The sequence below is a fragment of the Kribbella rubisoli genome (genome assembly GCF_004217145.1).
Lineage (GTDB): Bacteria > Actinomycetota > Actinomycetes > Propionibacteriales > Kribbellaceae > Kribbella > Kribbella rubisoli.
Genome location: NZ_SHKR01000011.1, coordinates 687,884 through 703,646 on the forward strand (window position 1 = coordinate 687,884; position 15,763 = coordinate 703,646).

General features: G+C 67.3%; 19 protein-coding genes. 2 read left to right on the forward strand and 17 right to left on the reverse strand.

Annotated elements, in window-relative coordinates:
* Window positions 1-17: 17 nt before the first annotated feature.
* The gene (locus tag EV645_RS06085) at window positions 18-371 is read right to left on the reverse strand and encodes a VOC family protein (RefSeq protein WP_130440586.1); all 354 of its coding nucleotides are present in this window, start codon (window positions 369-371) and stop codon (window positions 18-20) included.
* Window positions 368-1,153 (reverse strand): methyltransferase domain-containing protein, encoded by a 786-nt coding sequence (locus EV645_RS06090; protein WP_130440592.1) that lies wholly within the window; start codon window positions 1,151-1,153, stop codon window positions 368-370. Before EV645_RS06090 ends, EV645_RS06085 begins: the two co-directional genes overlap by 4 nt.
* A 97-nt stretch (window positions 1,154-1,250) precedes the next feature.
* Here EV645_RS06090 and EV645_RS06095 point away from each other — a divergent pair, with 97 nt between their 5' ends.
* A complete protein-coding gene (locus tag EV645_RS06095; protein ID WP_130440594.1) occupies window positions 1,251-1,748 on the forward strand; it encodes a MarR family winged helix-turn-helix transcriptional regulator in 498 nt (165 codons plus the stop codon).
* Between the two features lie 379 nt (window positions 1,749-2,127).
* Here EV645_RS06095 and EV645_RS06100 read toward each other — a convergent pair whose 3' ends face one another.
* The gene (locus tag EV645_RS06100) at window positions 2,128-3,888 is read right to left on the reverse strand and encodes an ABC-F family ATP-binding cassette domain-containing protein (RefSeq protein WP_422386617.1); all 1,761 of its coding nucleotides are present in this window, start codon (window positions 3,886-3,888) and stop codon (window positions 2,128-2,130) included.
* A 73-nt stretch (window positions 3,889-3,961) separates the two neighbouring features.
* Here EV645_RS06100 and EV645_RS06105 point away from each other — a divergent pair, with 73 nt between their 5' ends.
* Window positions 3,962-4,810 (forward strand): fructosamine kinase family protein, encoded by an 849-nt coding sequence (locus tag EV645_RS06105; protein WP_157997016.1) that lies wholly within the window; start codon window positions 3,962-3,964, stop codon window positions 4,808-4,810.
* Here the strand turns inward: EV645_RS06105 and EV645_RS42575 are convergent.
* The 14 genes from EV645_RS42575 to EV645_RS06170 form a co-directional block, all read right to left on the reverse strand.
* Window positions 4,794-5,945 (reverse strand): translation factor GTPase family protein, encoded by a 1,152-nt coding sequence (locus EV645_RS42575; protein ID WP_242000234.1) that lies wholly within the window; start codon window positions 5,943-5,945, stop codon window positions 4,794-4,796. The genes EV645_RS06105 and EV645_RS42575 overlap by 17 nt on opposite strands.
* Window positions 5,946-5,952: 7 nt before the next feature.
* Entirely contained in the window at window positions 5,953-6,672 is a 720-nt protein-coding gene (locus tag EV645_RS42580) for a GTP-binding protein (protein WP_242000235.1), read from the reverse strand.
* A 148-nt stretch (window positions 6,673-6,820) separates the two neighbouring features.
* Window positions 6,821-7,216 carry a type II toxin-antitoxin system VapC family toxin gene (locus tag EV645_RS06115; RefSeq protein WP_242000236.1) on the reverse strand — a complete coding sequence of 132 codons (396 nt, stop codon included), beginning with the start codon at window positions 7,214-7,216 and terminating at the stop codon, window positions 6,821-6,823.
* Window positions 7,213-7,470 (reverse strand): type II toxin-antitoxin system Phd/YefM family antitoxin, encoded by a 258-nt coding sequence (locus EV645_RS06120; protein WP_198681480.1) that lies wholly within the window; start codon window positions 7,468-7,470, stop codon window positions 7,213-7,215. Before EV645_RS06120 ends, EV645_RS06115 begins: the two co-directional genes overlap by 4 nt.
* A gap of 28 nt (window positions 7,471-7,498) precedes the next feature.
* Window positions 7,499-8,431 (reverse strand): 4-(cytidine 5'-diphospho)-2-C-methyl-D-erythritol kinase, encoded by a 933-nt coding sequence (locus EV645_RS06125; RefSeq protein ID WP_130440600.1) that lies wholly within the window; start codon window positions 8,429-8,431, stop codon window positions 7,499-7,501.
* 18 nt (window positions 8,432-8,449) lie between these two features.
* On the reverse strand, window positions 8,450-9,328 hold the full coding sequence (rsmA, locus tag EV645_RS06130) for a 16S rRNA (adenine(1518)-N(6)/adenine(1519)-N(6))-dimethyltransferase RsmA (RefSeq protein ID WP_130440602.1): 879 nt from the start codon (window positions 9,326-9,328) through the stop codon (window positions 8,450-8,452).
* A gap of 18 nt (window positions 9,329-9,346) precedes the next feature.
* Window positions 9,347-10,477: a resuscitation-promoting factor gene (locus EV645_RS43110; protein WP_130440604.1), complete on the reverse strand. Its 1,131-nt coding sequence runs from the start codon at window positions 10,475-10,477 to the stop codon at window positions 9,347-9,349.
* 227 nt (window positions 10,478-10,704) lie between these two features.
* Window positions 10,705-11,319 (reverse strand): nitroreductase family protein, encoded by a 615-nt coding sequence (locus EV645_RS06140; protein WP_130440606.1) that lies wholly within the window; start codon window positions 11,317-11,319, stop codon window positions 10,705-10,707.
* A 21-nt stretch (window positions 11,320-11,340) separates the two neighbouring features.
* Window positions 11,341-11,649 carry a hypothetical protein gene (locus EV645_RS06145; RefSeq protein ID WP_130440608.1) on the reverse strand — a complete coding sequence of 103 codons (309 nt, stop codon included), beginning with the start codon at window positions 11,647-11,649 and terminating at the stop codon, window positions 11,341-11,343.
* 112 nt (window positions 11,650-11,761) lie between these two features.
* The gene (locus EV645_RS06150) at window positions 11,762-12,652 is read right to left on the reverse strand and encodes an ornithine cyclodeaminase family protein (RefSeq protein WP_130440610.1); all 891 of its coding nucleotides are present in this window, start codon (window positions 12,650-12,652) and stop codon (window positions 11,762-11,764) included.
* 13 nt (window positions 12,653-12,665) lie between these two features.
* Window positions 12,666-13,799, reverse strand: a complete 1,134-nt coding sequence (locus EV645_RS06155; RefSeq protein WP_130440611.1) for a hypothetical protein — start codon at window positions 13,797-13,799, stop codon at window positions 12,666-12,668.
* Entirely contained in the window at window positions 13,796-14,203 is a 408-nt protein-coding gene (locus EV645_RS06160) for a hypothetical protein (protein WP_130440613.1), read from the reverse strand. The genes EV645_RS06155 and EV645_RS06160 overlap by 4 nt, the downstream gene beginning before the upstream one ends.
* A gap of 25 nt (window positions 14,204-14,228) precedes the next feature.
* On the reverse strand, window positions 14,229-15,134 hold the full coding sequence (locus EV645_RS06165; RefSeq protein WP_130440615.1) for a TatD family hydrolase: 906 nt from the start codon (window positions 15,132-15,134) through the stop codon (window positions 14,229-14,231).
* A gap of 94 nt (window positions 15,135-15,228) precedes the next feature.
* Window positions 15,229-15,645: an SRPBCC family protein gene (locus EV645_RS06170; RefSeq protein WP_130440617.1), complete on the reverse strand. Its 417-nt coding sequence runs from the start codon at window positions 15,643-15,645 to the stop codon at window positions 15,229-15,231.
* Between the last annotated feature and the right edge of the window lie 118 nt (window positions 15,646-15,763).

Below are 15,763 nucleotides of genomic sequence, written 5' to 3' on the forward strand. Positions count from 1 at the left end.
GCCGGGCGAGCCGCTAGTCACACAATTTCAACCCGATTCCCGTGCCCGTCGGCGGTGTGAAACCGCCTGCGGCCCGGGATCGTGTCGTTGTCCCAGGTGACCGGATAGCCGAGGTTCGCGAGCTTCGCCGCCAATCCGTCCAGATCGTCGACAGCCAACGCCGGATGCGCCTTCTTCGCCGGAGTGAACCCCACCTCCACCCCGACGTGGATCTCCGCATCGCCGGCCTTGAACCAGCAACCGCCACGCGATTTGAGCAGCTCCGGCTTCTCCACCTCGGTCATCCCGAGTGCCTCGCCGTAGAACGCCCGCGCCACGTCCTCACCACCAGGCGGGCACGACACCTGCACATGATCGAGTCGCACGCTCATCCCTCCTTGCGTGCCACTGCGAAGATCCGGCGGAACGGCAACAAAGTGCCGTACGGCTTCTGCGGATAAGCCTCCGCCAACCGAGCGCCGTACTCCGCCTCGAACTGCTTCCGCAGCTCATCCGGCAACGACTGCAGCACCGGTCGCGCCCCGGTCCCCTTCACCCATTCCAGTACGGCGTTGTCCCCCGCCAGCACGTGGAAGTACGTCGTCTCCCACGCATCCACCACGCAACCCTCCGCGCTGAGCACGTCGACGTACTCCGCCGGCCCGGGCACGTCCGGCCGGAGCGACGCGTCCTTGGCGTACTCGGCGTACGGCCCTGACTCGGCGAGCTCACGCAGGATCGCGTGCGACGGCGCGTTCCCGTTGCCCGGGATCTGGATCGCCAGCCACCCGCCCGGACGCAGCGCCCGCACGAACCCGGGCAGCAGGCTGACCTGCTCCGGGATCCACTGCAGCGTGGCGTTCGTGACGATCACGTCGAGCGATCCCGGCTCGGCGGCCCACTCGCGAACGTCGCCCACCTCGAAGCTCAGGTGGTCGTCCGCGTACTCCGCTGCCACCTCGAGCATCTGCGGCGAGCTGTCGATACCCCGGATCATCGCCTCCGGCCAGAGGTCGCGCAGTGTCGCGGTCAGCGCGCCCGGACCGCAGCCGAGATCGACGACAGTCCGTACGTCGGTCGCCTGCACCCGCTCGACCAGATCCCGGAACGGGCGGGCCCGCTCGTCGGCGTACGTGCCGTACTGCACTGGACTCCACACCGGTGACGTCCGCATCGGTCTGCACCTCTCTCCAGGATTTATCTTGACATCGAGATACTCTAGTCCTGCCACTTGTCTTGATGTCAAGAGTCTTGATGGGTAGTCTCGAACCATGGAGGACGAGGTCGATCGGCTGATCGAGGCCTGGCGCCGTGAGCGCCCCGACCTCGACGTGGCGCCGATGGAGGTGCTGTCCCGGGTCAGCCGGCTCGCGCGGCACCTGGATCGCGCCCGCAGCCAAGCGTTCGACACCCACGGCCTCGAGTCGTGGGAGTTCGACGTACTCGCGGCTTTGCGCCGGGCGGGTGCGCCGTACCAGCTCTCCCCCGGCAAGCTCCTGAAGGAAACCCTGGTCACCTCGGGCACGATGACGAACCGGGTCGACCGGCTCGCCGCGCGCGGCCTGGTCGAGCGCCTACCGGATCCATCCGATCGCCGCGGCGTGCTCGTCCAGCTGACCACCGCCGGACGCGACGCGGTCGACGCGGCGATGGCCGACCTGCTCACCCACGAGCGCGCACTGCTCGGATCGCTCAGCGAGCGCGACCAGCAGAAGATCGCCCGCGTACTGCGCGAACTGGTCCGCCCGTTCGATCTCGAAAAGCACTGACAATAGGCGGACAAACGCGCTGCGGAATTGTGCCGGAATAATCCGAAAAGACGACCCGTCACTTCTGCCCGGCCCCGATCGTTGCTAGTTGCAACGAGATCGAGAGATTGCTGTAGCCGACGACTATCGACACTGAGTGAGCGCCCACACTAGGGTCATCACCGTCGGTGGCTGACCGACTACAAAATGTCAGGACACGGTGACTTCGGCGGCAAGAGGTGGTCCGCCGAAAGTGGCCGCGCGGTGTCCGGGGCTCGGGGCCCGAACAACGCCGGCCGGCACGGGGGCCGCTCACCCAAGCTCGGCGCCCCCTCCGAATCACAGGGGATCGGAGGGGCGCCGCAGCTCAAACGGCGCTACTCGGGGTCTACTCGGGGGTCTACTCCGCCAGTTCGGCCGCTTCGAACCAGGCCGTCTCCAGCTCGGCCCGTTCGTCGGCGAGCTTGCGCAGCTCGGTGTCCAGCTCGGCCAGTCGCTCGTAGTCGCTCGCGCTGGCGGCCAGCTGGTCGTGCAGCTTCGCCTCGGTCTCGGTGAGTTTGGCGAGCTGCCGCTCGATCCGGTTCAGCTCTTTCTTCGCTGCCCGCGCCGCTGCCGGGTCAACTGACAAATTGCTGGACATCTCCGGCGCCGCTGTCAACGCATTTGACGGCGCCCGCCGCGGAATTCCGGCCTCGAGTTCGTCGAGATACTGATCGACCCCGCGCGGCAGATGCCGCACCTGGCCGTCACCCATGATCGCGTAAACCATGTCGCTCACGCGCTCGAGGAAGTACCGGTCGTGGGTGACCGTCACGACGACGCCCGGCCAGCTGTCAAGGAAATCCTCCAGCACGGTGAGCGTCTCGACGTCCAGGTCGTTGGTCGGCTCGTCGAGGATCAGCACGTTCGGCTCGTCGAGCAGGATGCGCAGCAGCTGCAGCCGGCGCCGCTCGCCACCGGACAGGTCCGAGATCCGCGTCGTCAGCTTGTCCCCGGTGAACCCGAAGCGCTCGAGCAGCTGCGACGACGTCAGCTCACCACCTCGCCCCGCAAGCGCCGCCGTACGGCGGATGGCGGTGATGTGCTCGAGCACCGTCGCCGCACCGTCGACCTCGTCGAGGGTCTGGGACAGGTTCGCGACGCGGACCGTCTTGCCCTGCTTGACGACGCCGCGGTCCGGGGCGAGCTGCCCGGTGAGGACCTTGAGGAACGTCGTCTTGCCGGCGCCGTTCGGGCCGAGCAGCCCGATGCGGTCGGCCGGGCCGAGGCGGAACGTGACGTGGTTGAGCATCACCCGATCGCCGAAGCTCAGGCTGACGTCCTCGACATCGAACACGTCCTTGCCCAGCCGGGCGGTCGCCAACTGCGACAGGGCGAGCTTGTCGCGTGGCGGCGGCTCGTTCTCGATCAGGGCGTTCGCGGCGTCGATCCGGAACTTCGGCTTGGTGGATCGCGCCGGTGCACCACGGCGCAGCCAGGCGAGCTCCTTCTTCAGCAGGTTCTGCCGCTTGGTCTCAGTGACCTGCGCGGAACGGGACCGCTCGGCCTTCGCCAGCACATACGCGGCGTACCCACCGTCGTACGACGAGACCTGGCCGCCCTGCACCTCCCACGTGACCGTGCAGACCGCGTCCAGGAACCAGCGGTCGTGGGTGACGACGATGAGGGCGCCCGCACGATCGACCACGTGCTCGGCGAGCCAGCTGACCGCCTCGATGTCGAGGTGGTTGGTGGGCTCGTCGAGGACGAGCAGATCGACCTCGGTCAGCAACAGCCTCGCGAGGGAGGCCCGTCGGCGCTCGCCACCGCTCAGGCTGCCGACGAGTGCCTGGTGGTCGACCTCGCCGAGCAAGTGCTCCATCACCGAGCGTGCGCGCGGATCGGCAGCCCAGGTGTAGGTCTCGACATCGCCGAGCACCGCGTGCAGCACAGTCTGCCCGGGGTCGAGGTCGTCGGTCTGTCCGAGGTACCCCAGCCGCAGGTCGCGGTTGTGCGTGATCCGGCCGCTGTCGGGCTCCTCACGCCTCGCCAGGACCTGTAGAAGCGTCGATTTGCCGTCGCCGTTCCGTCCGACCACGCCGGCCCGTTCTCCGCGCCCGATCCCGAGGGTGACCGAGTCGAGCAACGTCCGGGTGCCGAAGCCTTTGGAAACAGCTTCCATATTGACCAAGTTAGGTGCCGCCATAACGCGCCCAAGGGTATCCGACCGGGACAGCCGTGCCAGGATCGTCCAGGTGCTGACTCCTGCCTGGCTCGAGGGCCTGTCCCTGGGCGACCCGATCGCGGCCGATCCGCTGGAGGGCGGGTACGCCAGCAAGACCTACCGCGTGCGTACGTCGCTGGGCCGGACGGTGGTCGTGAAGACCCAGGACAACCTGCCGTCCGACCTGTATCCGCTCGAAGCCGATGGCCTCGACGCGCTGCGGCTTCCAGGCGGGTTCGCCGTACCGGAGGTGCTTCGGGTCACGTCGTCGTTCATCGTCCTGGCCGACCTCGGTACGACGGCCGCGTCGCCGACGTACTGGGAGGATGCGGGGCGGGCCTTGGCGCTGCAGCATCAGCAGACGGCGGACAAGTTCGGGTACCACCGGGACAACTACCTCGGTACGCTTCCGCAGCGGAACCCGTGGACGACCGACGGGCATGCGTTCTTCGCCGAGCAGCGCCTACTCCGGTACCTCGAGGAGCCCAACTGCTTTGGACAACTCCCTTCCGGCGATCGCCGCCGCCTGGAACGCGTGACCGACAGGCTGGTGGATCTCGTGCCCGACCAGCCGCCGTCGCTTCTGCACGGCGACCTCTGGCACGGCAACCTTCTCCCCGGCCCCGACGGCGAGCCCGGCATGATCGATCCCGCCGTCAACTACGGCTGGCCCGAAGCCGACCTCGCCACTCTCCTCATCTACGGCAACCTGTCGGAGACCTTCTTCTCCGCCTACGAGGAGTTGCATCCGCTGGCTGACGGCTGGCGCGACCGCATGCCGCTCCTCCACCTTCGCGAGCTCCTGTGCATCACCGCCCACTGGCCGGACCGTGCGGAAACCGTCGCCGAGATCCACACGATCCTCAAGAGCTTCGATTGAGGTTGAGCACGTACTCCTTCTGATTGAGGGGGTTGCCGTCGGTTCGTGACCGGGTGGGTGCCGGGCCGGAGACCGGTTGGTAGGTGTGGAAGGTGGTGGCGAGAAGGCCTTCGCCGTGACTCAGGGACGGCAGGAGGCTCTCGAACGGATGGGTGGTCGCCGCCGGGATCGTGCCCTCCAGGTGGGCCTGCGTCTCGGTGAGGGTGGTCCGGGAGACGAGACCGCGGTGCTCGGCGACGTGTGCGAGAACGCGTGACACCGTGTCGGCCGGAACGTCGAGCTCGAAGTGGTTGACCGGCTCGAGGACCGTCGTACCGGCTCGGGCGATCGCCTCCAGGAGGACGAGCGGCACCAGCCGACGGAAGTCACCGGCCGTCGTGCCGACACTGTCGTAGGCGGTGTGCGTGAGGTCGACCCGGATGTTCGGGATCTCCCAGCCGTACAGGCCCTGACGGAGCGTCAGGCGCACCGTCTCCTCGATTGCGGTGTGGAACGCGCGCGGCAGCCCGCCGAGCTCGACCACCAGGTTGTACTCAATGCCTTCGGCAAACGGTGCGACGTGGAATCCGACGCCGGCCAGCCACAAGTTGCCCGGCGCCATCATCTCCCGGACCGCGTCGCCTTCGCCGTCAAGGCGTTCGACATGGATCGGTGTGGTCTCGCTGAACGTGACATCGACGCCGTACTCCGTTGCCAGCAAGGACGCGATCACTTCCTTCTGCACCTCGCCGTACAGGCTGACGGTGATGTCGTCGGCCTTGCGGACCCGGATCAGCGGGTCCTGCTCGGCGAGCTGCGTCAACGCCTGGAACAGCTTGACCCGGTCCCGCGCACTCACCACGGTCTCCAGCGTCGGCGGCGCGAACAACCGGCCGACCTGCTTGGTACGCACGCCGAGCTGATCGCCGATCCGGATGCTCTTCAACCCGCGCAACGCCACGATCTGGCCGGCCTCGGCCCTGTCAACGGGATGACCCGCCACCTCGATCGCGCTCGGACGAGCCTGGTACTCCGCACCGTCCACCGGCTGTACGTCGACGTACGAGCGTGCCGTCAACGTGCCCGCGAACATCCGGGCCAACGCGATCTTCTGCCCGGCCGCACCGCGATCGACCTTGAAAACCCTTGCCTGCAAAGGATTCTCAGCCGATCCAGTGGCCCGAGGCAACCATGACCGGATGCCTTCGATCACCTCGGGTACCGCCGACGCCGGTCATCGCGGACCCGAAGTACACCGGATGCACCCATGCCTTCGCGACCTGCCGGCGCAGCTCGCCGGCGACGTCCAGCGGACCGCCGGCCAGGTACCGCTCGAGGAAGTCATCGTTGCGCTCAGCAAGCATCTCCGCGAGCGGCTCGTCGTCGAGGGCAACCAGGTCGGCGGACCGCGTCCCGAGGTCCGTGACTCCGACCATCGGCACAGCGGCCGGCGTCAGCAAGCGTTTGATATCGGCAAGCAGTTCGTCGTACCGCGCGCCGACGCGGTCGATCTTGTTCACGAACAGCAGCGTCGGGATGCGCAGCCGCGACAGTGTGCGCATCAGCAACCGCGTCTGCGGCTGCACGCCCTCGACCGCGGAGATCACCAGCACCGCGCCGTCGAGCACGGACAATGCCCGCTCGACCTCGGCGATGAAGTCGGAGTGTCCCGGCGTGTCGATCAGGTTGACCGGCAGGTCGCCGAGCGCGAACGACACCACCGCCGAGCGGATCGTGATGCCGCGTTTCCGCTCGAGATCCATCGAGTCGGTCTGGGTGTTCCCGTCGTCGACCCGGCCGACCCGGTCGATGACGCCGGCGGCGTACAGCAGCCGCTCGGTCAGGCTGGTCTTACCGGCGTCGACATGCGCCACAATGCCCATCGTCAGAGAGTTCAAGAGTCCTCGCGAATGCGTCGAAACGATCAGAACCAATGAGGTCGATCGATCCGCGGCGCATTCCGGTCTCCTGTCTCTCCACTAAGGGGCAGTCGGACCGTAACACCACACCCAGGGTGTGGACGAGCGATTTTCAGGCTTTGAGGATTGGTACGTCGTACCGCTGGATCAGTCCGTCGCGAGTCACCAGCGTCAATTTCTCAACGAGAGCCTGGGCCACCAGCATCCGATCGAAGGGATCCCGATGGATCGCCGGCAACCGCCCCGCGAGGTCGGCATGCGTCATGGAGACCGGCAATTCGCTGAGACCACCGCGCTCGATCCATTCCAGCAGGTTGTCCGGCAGTTTGATCTTCCCAGCAGCCTGCTTGATCGAGAGCTCCCAGACGGACGCAGCGCTGACATAGACCTCGAGCTCTGTGTCGATCCGGACTCTGAGATCGTCCGAGAGCTCAGGACTAGCTTGTAGCCACCAGATCAGCACATGCGTGTCCAGCAGAAGACGCGCTGCCCCAGGCACTACCGTCACGAGGGAATGCCGAAGTCATCTGCGATCTGTGCGTTCGTCTCTGGCGAGTCCCAGTCGTCGGCCAAGCTGATCTGATCAGCCAGCGAGCCCCATCCAGTACGCCGGCGGGAAGTAGGCAGCGGAACTACCTTCGCGACAGGACGGCCTGCACGGCTGATGATGACTTCCTCACCATGCTCTACCCGCTCGATAATCCGAGACAGCTGCGTCTTCGCTTCATGAATGTTGTACTGCGGAGCCGGCTCGCCCATCATGCCTCCTTAGTCCACTTGGCTAAGTGTACTAGTGAGAGACGATGGCCGGGAGGATTCGGGCGCCGGGGACCGGGCCCTCGGCCTGGCGGACCATGCGGCAGAGGCCGGACTCGGCGAGTTCTACGGCGAGGTCGACCGCGCTGCGGCTGTCGGCGGCGAGGAACAGGCAGGTGGGGCCTGAGCCGGAGATCTGCGCGGCGAGAGCGCCCTGGTCGAGGCCGAACTGGAGCGTGTCGCCCAGCTCCGGCCGCAACGACAGCGCTGCCGCCTGCAGGTCGTTGCTGAGAGCAACAGCGAGGGCGCCGGGCTGGCCGGAGAGCAGTGCGGACAGCAGTTCGGGACGGACCTGGGGCGCCTCGACGCGGCGCAGCGGTCGCAGGCGGTCCAGTTCGCCGTACACCTCGGGGGTCGACAGGCCGCCGTCGGCGATCGCGAACACCCAGTGGAACGTCCCGCGGGACATCACCTCGGTGACCTGCTCGCCGCGGCCCTGACCGAGCGCCGTGTGCCCGACCAGGCAGAACGGCACGTCACTGCCGAGCTCCGCCGCGTGATGTTGCAGCTCGGTCTGCGTGAGCTGCAGGCCCCAGAGCCGGTTGCACGCCACCAGGGTCGCTGCGGCGTCAGTCGATCCGCCGGCCATCCCGCCTGCCACCGGGATCGTCTTGCGGATCGTCAGGTCGACGCCCTCGTCGACGTCGTACTCCGCCTGCAGCAGCCGGGCGGCCTTCACCGCGAGGTTCGTCTCGTCGGCCGGTACGTCGTCCGCGAAGTCCCCCACGATCTCGACCGAGACCTCGCCGTCGTCGTCACGGACCTGCGCCGTGATGTCGTCGTACAGGGCAACGGCCTGGTACACAGTGGCGACGGGGTGGAACCCGTCAGGGCGCGGCGGACCGACCGACAGACCGAGATTGATCTTGGCCGGTGCCCGCACCGTGACCTCAACAGAAGGTGGCACGTCGCACAGGCTAGTGCCTTACTGAGTCCGACCTGCACCTGCGAGAGCCGCGAACTCTGTGATCCCGAGCATCTCGCCGCGCAGTTGCGGGTCGATTCCTGTTGCCGCGAACACCTCGTCGAGTCGTGCGCGGTCCGGCATCCAGCGGGTCAGCGCGGACCGGATTGTCTTACGCCGCTGCGAGAACGCGGCCTCGATCACCGCGAACACCTCCTCGCGGCTGGCCGGCGTCTGCGGCGGATCGCGTCGTTCGAACGCGACCAGCCCGGAGTCGACGTTCGGCGCCGGCCAGAAGACATTCCGTCCGATCGGCCCGGCGCGCCGCACCTCGGCGTACCAGGCAGCCTTGGCGGACGGTACGCCGTAGGTGCGCGAGCCGGGCGGGGCGGCCAGGCGGTCCGCGACCTCGGACTGCACCATCACGAGACCGTGGCGTAGCGAGTCGGACACTTTGAGCAGATGGAGCAGCACGGGTACCGCGACGTTGTACGGGAGATTCGCCACACAGGCGGTCGGCGCACCGATCTCCGCCGGGGTCACGTCCATCGCGTCGGCCTCGACCACGGTCAACTCCGACGCCTGCTCGGGCGCGTACGTCGCGATCGTGGACGGGAGCGCCTGCGCGAGCAGCGGGTCGATCTCGACCGCGGTGACAGGGTGCCCTGCGGCGAGCAGCGCCAGGGTCAGTGAGCCGAGCCCGGGGCCGACCTCCAGCACGGTCTCACCGGCGGACAGGTCGGCGGCTCGCACGATCCGTCGGACCGTGTTCGGGTCGATGACGAAGTTCTGGCCGCGCTGCTTGGTCGGACGGACTCCGAGCGCGGCGGCCAGTGAACGCACATCCGCCGGACCGAGAAGCCTCGGTCCGGCGGATGTGGATGAATCAGACGAGCTCACGCCGTCAGTGTGTCAGCTTCAGGCCTTCTTGCCGCACACCGGCCAGGCGCCGTACCCACCGCGGTCAGCCTTGACCTTCTCCGCGATCGAGATCTGCTGCGCCTTCGACGCACCGTTGGCGTTGTTGGCGTACGCCGTCCCGCCGTAGGCCGCCCAGGTGCCGTGGTCGAACTGGAGACCGCCGTAGTACCCGTTGCCGGTGTTGGCTGCCCAGTTGCCGCCGGACTCACACGCGGCGATCCGGTCCCACGCGCCACCACTGCTGGTGGGGACCGACGGCTTCTCGTCCGTCGTCGTGGTCGTCGGCTCTGTCGGCTTCGGCTTGGTGCCGACCAGGACCTTCTCGTCGACCGGCGCCGTGACGACCTTCGACGTGACCACCTTCGTGGTCGACAGCTTGCCGTCCAGGTAGGTGTACAGGTACGTGACGGAGGTGGAGCCGTCGGTGCCCTTGGCCGTGGTCTTCTTGGTGCCCTCGACCAGCGTCGCCGACTTGGTCTCGTCGGTGCCGTGCGCAACCGCCAGCGTCTTGGTGATCCGCTTCTGCAGGACCTGCACGTAGCCGATCTTGTTGACGCCGAGCTTCAGCGGGGTCGCGGCGGCCGGGGTGATCCGGTCGTCGGCGTCCCAGCTGATCTTCGCCTCGGTCAGGGCCTCGCCGACGGTGCCGGCCAGCGACTTGATCGTCGCGACCTTGCCCAGGTGGACGATCTGCACGGTCTTCGGGGTCTTCACGACCAACTCCAGCCCCTGGCGCCCGAGCGGCGCGCTACGGCTGGTGGAGAGCTGGGCACCGTCGTACCGCAGACCGAGGTCGGCGAGCGCTTCGTTCACACTGTCGGCGGTGGTCCAGTAGGCCTTCTTGGTGCCGTCGGCGTTGACGGTCAGCTCGCGACCGTACTGGACCGAGATCTCCTGGCCGTCCTTGAGCTTGGAGTCCGGAGCCGGCGCGACCACGTCGTGGGCACCGATCTGAACTTTCTCGGCCTTCAGGGCGTCTGCCACGGTGGAGCCGAAGGTGTGAACCTTCTGCACCTGGCCGTCGACGGAGAGGCTGACCGTCTTGCTCTTCTCGGCATACGCCACAGAGCCGCCCGCGACGGCAATCGCGGCGGTCGCACCGACGGCCGCGATGATGGACTTACGCACTAACGCTCCCAGGTAGGGCTACCCGGGCACGGGGTGGGACAGCACAGGCACCGACCGTCGACGCCGGACTGGCTGCCCGGAGCTTCTTGGTCCCGCCGAGGGGATGTGCTGCCCGGAATCTTCCCCGATCCCGGCCAACATCACGGGACCATAACGAAGATATGCCGGAAGTGCCAATCCCCTGGTCGGCGAGTCGTAAATGGGTGTAACGGGGCCGACATGCCTCGTTACACCAAGTGATTGCCCCATTGGCCCCGATGCACCACTTCGGCGGTCGTCCTGCGACCCCGTTTCAGCGACGGCGAGCGCTTGTCCGGGGCCCGGTACCCGACCGACAGCACGCCGACCAGATCGAACCCCTCGGGTACGCCGAACTCCTTCAGCAGCCGGCCCGCTTTATCCGCAGGAGGCCCGAAAAAGCAGGCTCCCAGGCCTTCGTCGACGACGGTCTGCAGCATCAGCAGCACCGCCATCCCGGTGTCGACGTACCAGTACGGCGCCGTCCAGTGGCCCTCGTCGCGATCGGTCCAGCCCTTGTCCGGTTCGGTGTACCGATCGAGGTACGCGTCCTTGTGCGCGAACGCGAGAACGAGCAGCGGAGCGCGCCGCAGGCCTGTGATCCACTCCACATACTTCTCGTCCGGATCCTCGGCCGCGATCCGCCAGTACCGCTCCCGCTCGTCACCCTCGAGCGTCAGGAACGCCCACCCCTGGCTGAACCCGCCCGAGGGGGCCCGGAGACCGTTTTCCAGGATCCGCTCCCGGACCTCCTCCGGCACGGCCCGATCCGGGTCGTAGTTCCGCACCATCCGCCGCCGCCGCACAACCTCACTGAACTCCATGAGGTGTGTCTACCAGCGGGCTCACCCGACGTCGTCGCCGACCTCCAGGTGCCGCCAGAACTCCGGCGTCGGCTGCATCGTCACACCGGCCGAAGCCATCATTTCCTGGATCTGTGCCCCGGAGTGCTCGAAGAACGCCTGGAACGACGCCTCGTCGGGCCACTCGTCGACGACGAGAACCTCGTTCTTGTTGCCGTAGAAGTGATGTGAGATCAGCCCACGACTCGACGCGTCCGCAATCACACCTTCGAAGAGCGCGCCGTTGTCGGCACCCAACTTCTCGATCGCTGTGGGGTCCCCAGTTACCCGCAGGGTCATCAGAACGCTCATTGCCCCTCCCCCTTGCAAGCCGGCCCCGAACGGGGCCGGCGCCCTCAGCCTGCGCCCGTCCGACCCCCCGCGCAACGGTCGGCACGAACGTTGACGGTCGGCGTCCGCACGGTCACAAAACCAGTTTCGCCAGCAGGTATGCCTCCGTGCCGGCCAGGCCGACCGAGCAGAAGAGGACGGTCCTACCCGTCACGTTGCCGCTCAATGCCGCGCCCAGGCTGATCAGACGATCGTGTTGCGGGGTGCCGGCGAGGATGAACGGCGGGTCGTACGCCCGGGTCTGCGCGACCGAGTCGGTGACCACCAGATCAGCCCGATCGATGAGCTCCGGCCCGAACTCGGCGCGCCCCTGCTGCTTCGGTCCAAGAGTCGTGACGAAGGCACCGTCCTTGACCCAGGCCGGGTCGATCACCGGCGTCGGACTGTTGGTGGCCAGCACCACAACATCCGCGCCCTCGACGGCTTCCTGCGCTGACTCGACCGCGGTCGCGGCCAGCCCAAGGTCCTCAGAAGCCCTTCTAGCAAAGGCGATTCGCCGCACCCGGTCCCGGCTGAACACTCGCACGCCCGACAACCGTCGTACCGCTCCAATCGCCCAGAGCTGAGTAAAGGCCTGCGTGCCCGTCCCGATCAACGCAAGGGTCTCGGCGTTCGACCTCGCCAGCGCATCGACAGCCACCCCACCGATCGCCCCCACCCGCCGCGGTCCCAGTTCGTTGCCCACAGCAATCCCCCGGACCTCACCACTCCCCCAGTCATGCAACACGACAACCTGCTGTCCCGGATCGGTCTCGAACGAGTCATACGACCGATACCCGAACCACTCCCCCTCCAACGCCCCAGTCGTAAACACCAACCGCCCGTCGCCCAGATCCGTGCTGACCCGAGGCGGCGTACGCAATCGCCCTTCGTGAGCAGCAAGAACCGCCTCCCGCATCCACCCAACAGCTTGCCCAGGGCGCAGCCGGGCCCGGATGTCGGCGTCAGTGAGGACACTTACCACGGGCCGATCTCCTTCAGTCGCGCTGCGGGGAGCGCGATTGCCTCGGACCGCCCGGTCCCGCCTGTTGTCCGCGGGGCCCTTCGCCCTGCTCCGATGGCGCGTGATCGGCGGCGCCCACCGGCCGCTTCGTTGCGCCGGCAGCAGGCGCCTGGGGCGCAGTCAGAGCGCGCAGCCGTTTGAGGTCGGGTGGGAGGTTGCCTCTGGCTTGGCGACCAGCCTGGTTCAGCCGGGATCCCGGCCGCTGGGCTTCCTGCTGAGCACGCTGCGCGTTGTCGATGCGGTACTTGCGTTCGATGCGATTGAGTTCGGTGTCCAGACCGGCGATCGCTTGCTGAGCGGCCTTCGTACCCGCCTCGGCCTTCTGATCACGCCCCAGCGACTCGTCGGCCTCGACAGCAGCCAGCCCGGAGAGGGATTCGCGCAGTGGAGCGACCAGTTGTTTGCGTACTTCGGCCCGGTGCGCCTCCGGCATGAGCCCGGGCTCGGCAAGCCGTTCGTCGATCATCAGGTCGACCGCAACGTTCCAGCGTTGACTGTCGTCGGCACACATCAGCTTCTGGGTGACCTCGGCGCTGGTCAGGCCGCTACGCTCAGCCACCGCCTTGTCGAGGTGCCGGACAGCGGGCGAGAAGGCGGCGTACGCGTCGACACCCGGTTGGGCCAGAACCGCGGCCTCGACCTTCTCCAGACCCGCATCGGCGAAGACGTCGATGATGATGTTGTCGAGGTTCCGCTTCGTCCATTGCTCGGTGCGGCCTTCGTCGTAGGCGGCCGCGGCAGCGTCGTACGGGTAAGCCTCCGGTGCCGACATGTCGCCGAGACGAGCCATCAGATGAGCGGCTTCGTGAGTCAGCGTGTCCATCGCGTCGCGCAACAGCCAGGCTTCGTCGTCGGTCAGCGGGCGATCGAGGTCCCGTGCCTCGCGCAACCGATCGAGGACCTGGCGGACGGAGACCGCGATGCTGCCGTCGGGGTGTGCGCTGCCGACATTCTCCGGATCGGTCTCCTCCAGCACCCGTCCGTTCCACCGGGTTCGAGGACCACCAGGCCTACCGCCGCCGGCTCGTTGCTCGACGGCGTAGACCACGGCGGCGACCAGTCGGTACTCCCAGGACTGCGGTGGGATCTGGACCACGGCGTCGGTCACGAGCCGTCGGTCCGAAGTCGCTCGATCAGCCTTACCAGGCTGGAGTTCATCCGCAGGATCGTCATGGACTCGCGCAGCGGGGCTTGCTTGGACAATGCCGCGATCTCGGCTTTCGCGCGTTCGGCGTGAGCGATGCGCTCGGCCGGCGAGCCCTCGTCGATCAGCACCTGAGCCACCAAGGCGGATGCGCGCTGGTACTGCGGACTGGTGCCCGGCTTTGGTCCGCTGATCAGCTCGGGGAGTTTTCCGGCTCTGATGAGTGCGTGGCCGCGGGAGCGCTCGTCCGGGATCTGTTCCGCGAGGGCCTTCATCCGTGCGACTTCGGCTGCCACAGTGGCCTCGTCGGCGCCTTGGAGGGAGTCGGCGAGCTCGAGTAGCTGGGCGTCGAAGGCGTCGTAGTCCACGGAATCAGCGTATCGGCAGAGTCGTTTACCAGGGCCCGCCGAAGGCGTTGTCGGCGTTGGTGTTGAGGGTGGCGCAGAGTTCGGGGACGGAGATGTTGAGGACGTCGGCCATTCTGCGGACGGTGTGGGGGATCAGGTAGGACGCGTTGGGCTTGCCTCGGTAGGGCGAGGGGGTGAGGTAGGGGGCGTCTGTCTCGACGAGGATGCGGTCGAGGGGGGTGACGGCCAGGGCGTCGCGGAGGGACTGGGCGTTCTTGAAGGTCACGACGCCGGCGAAGCTCAGGAACGCGCCGCGGTTCACGCATTCGCGGGCGAACTCGGTGTCGCCGGAGAAGCAGTGCATCACGAGGCGGTCGGGGACGCCCTCGCGGTCGAGGATGCGCAGGATGTCCTCGTGGGCGTCCCGGTCGTGGATCATCAGCGTCTTGCCGAGTCGCTTCGCGAGTTCGATGTGCGCGGCAAACGACTCGTGCTGCGCCGTACGCCCGTCCTCGCCGGTGCGGAAGTAGTCGAGTCCGGTCTCGCCGATCACGCGGACCTTGTCCGAGCTCGATGCCAGCCGCTCGATCTCCGCGAGCGCGCTGTCCAGCTCGCTGGCATCCTTCAGCTTCGGTGCCTCGTTCGGGTGCAGGGCGACGCCAGCGATCAGGTTCGGGTACTGCGTGGCCGCCTCGACCGCCCACACCGCGCCGGGCAGATCGCACCCGACCTGCACGATCCGCGTCACGCCGACCGACGACGCCAGCTTGATCGCCTCGGCCGGGCTCAGCCACGCACCGTCCTCGCCGTCGGCGATATCGAGATGACAGTGCGCGTCGACCACGCTCATCGGCAACGGATCAGGCACGGCCGGCCGACTCCGATCCCGCGATCGCCCGTCCTCCCCGATCGCAGCCCGCTCCCGAGTCGGCCGATCCACACCATCAGACATGGTGCCTAGATTACTGACCCCGCCCGAGTCACTGGCGGGTTGTTTCACCACTGGCGGCTTGTAACGCGTCAGCGGCGAAACAAACCGCCACCGGCTACGCCTCAGCGGCTTCCTTCACCTTGGTGACCAGTGACTCCCACATGGACTGGGAGTGCTTGGCCTCTTCCTCGGTCGCGTTGTTGTCCTGGGTCAGCTTCAGGTGGGTGTTGCCGGTCAGCTCGTACGTGAGGGTGTGGTAGTTCTCGGGTACGTCGGGTTGGCCCGTGAGCGGGCTGAAGTGGGTCAGCTTCAGGAGCCGCCCGGGCTCGAAGGCGAGGATCTCGCCCTTGTCCTGGTACGGCTTGCCCTCCCACTCACCGGCCCAGGTGATCGGACTGCCTACCTGCCAGTCGGTCTCGACCTCGGCGCCGAACCACAGGTCCTTCAGCTTCTGCGGGCTGGTCAGCACCTCCCACACCTGCGCCACCGGTGCATCGATGTCGACCTCGGCCACTGCCTCATATCCAGTCATCGTCAATCTCCTCTCTCCCCTGACCGTACGGTTCCCGGTCCCCATGCGCTTGTAGAAAAGCGTCAGCCGGATCGTGCAGGAAGTCAGCACCCACGGCCATGTTCGCAGCCCGCACGGC

Bases quoted from the DNA above. Each gene is read 5' to 3' on its own strand.
- EV645_RS06085 (WP_130440586.1), bottom strand. From the start codon at position 371: ATGAGCGTGCGACTCGATCATGTGCAGGTGTCGTGCCCGCCTGGTGGT.
- EV645_RS06090 (WP_130440592.1), bottom strand. From the start codon at position 1,153: ATGCGGACGTCACCGGTGTGGAGTCCAGTGCAGTACGGCACGTACGCC.
- EV645_RS06095 (WP_130440594.1), top strand. From the start codon at position 1,251: ATGGAGGACGAGGTCGATCGGCTGATCGAGGCCTGGCGCCGTGAGCGC.
- EV645_RS06100 (WP_422386617.1), bottom strand. From the start codon at position 3,888: ATGGAAGCTGTTTCCAAAGGCTTCGGCACCCGGACGTTGCTCGACTCG.
- EV645_RS42580 (WP_242000235.1), bottom strand. From the start codon at position 6,672: ATGGGCATTGTGGCGCATGTCGACGCCGGTAAGACCAGCCTGACCGAG.
- EV645_RS06120 (WP_198681480.1), bottom strand. From the start codon at position 7,470: ATGATGGGCGAGCCGGCTCCGCAGTACAACATTCATGAAGCGAAGACG.
- EV645_RS06140 (WP_130440606.1), bottom strand. From the start codon at position 11,319: ATGGAGTTCAGTGAGGTTGTGCGGCGGCGGCGGATGGTGCGGAACTAC.
- EV645_RS06145 (WP_130440608.1), bottom strand. From the start codon at position 11,649: ATGAGCGTTCTGATGACCCTGCGGGTAACTGGGGACCCCACAGCGATC.
- EV645_RS06165 (WP_130440615.1), bottom strand. From the start codon at position 15,134: ATGTCTGATGGTGTGGATCGGCCGACTCGGGAGCGGGCTGCGATCGGG.
- EV645_RS06170 (WP_130440617.1), bottom strand. From the start codon at position 15,645: ATGACTGGATATGAGGCAGTGGCCGAGGTCGACATCGATGCACCGGTG.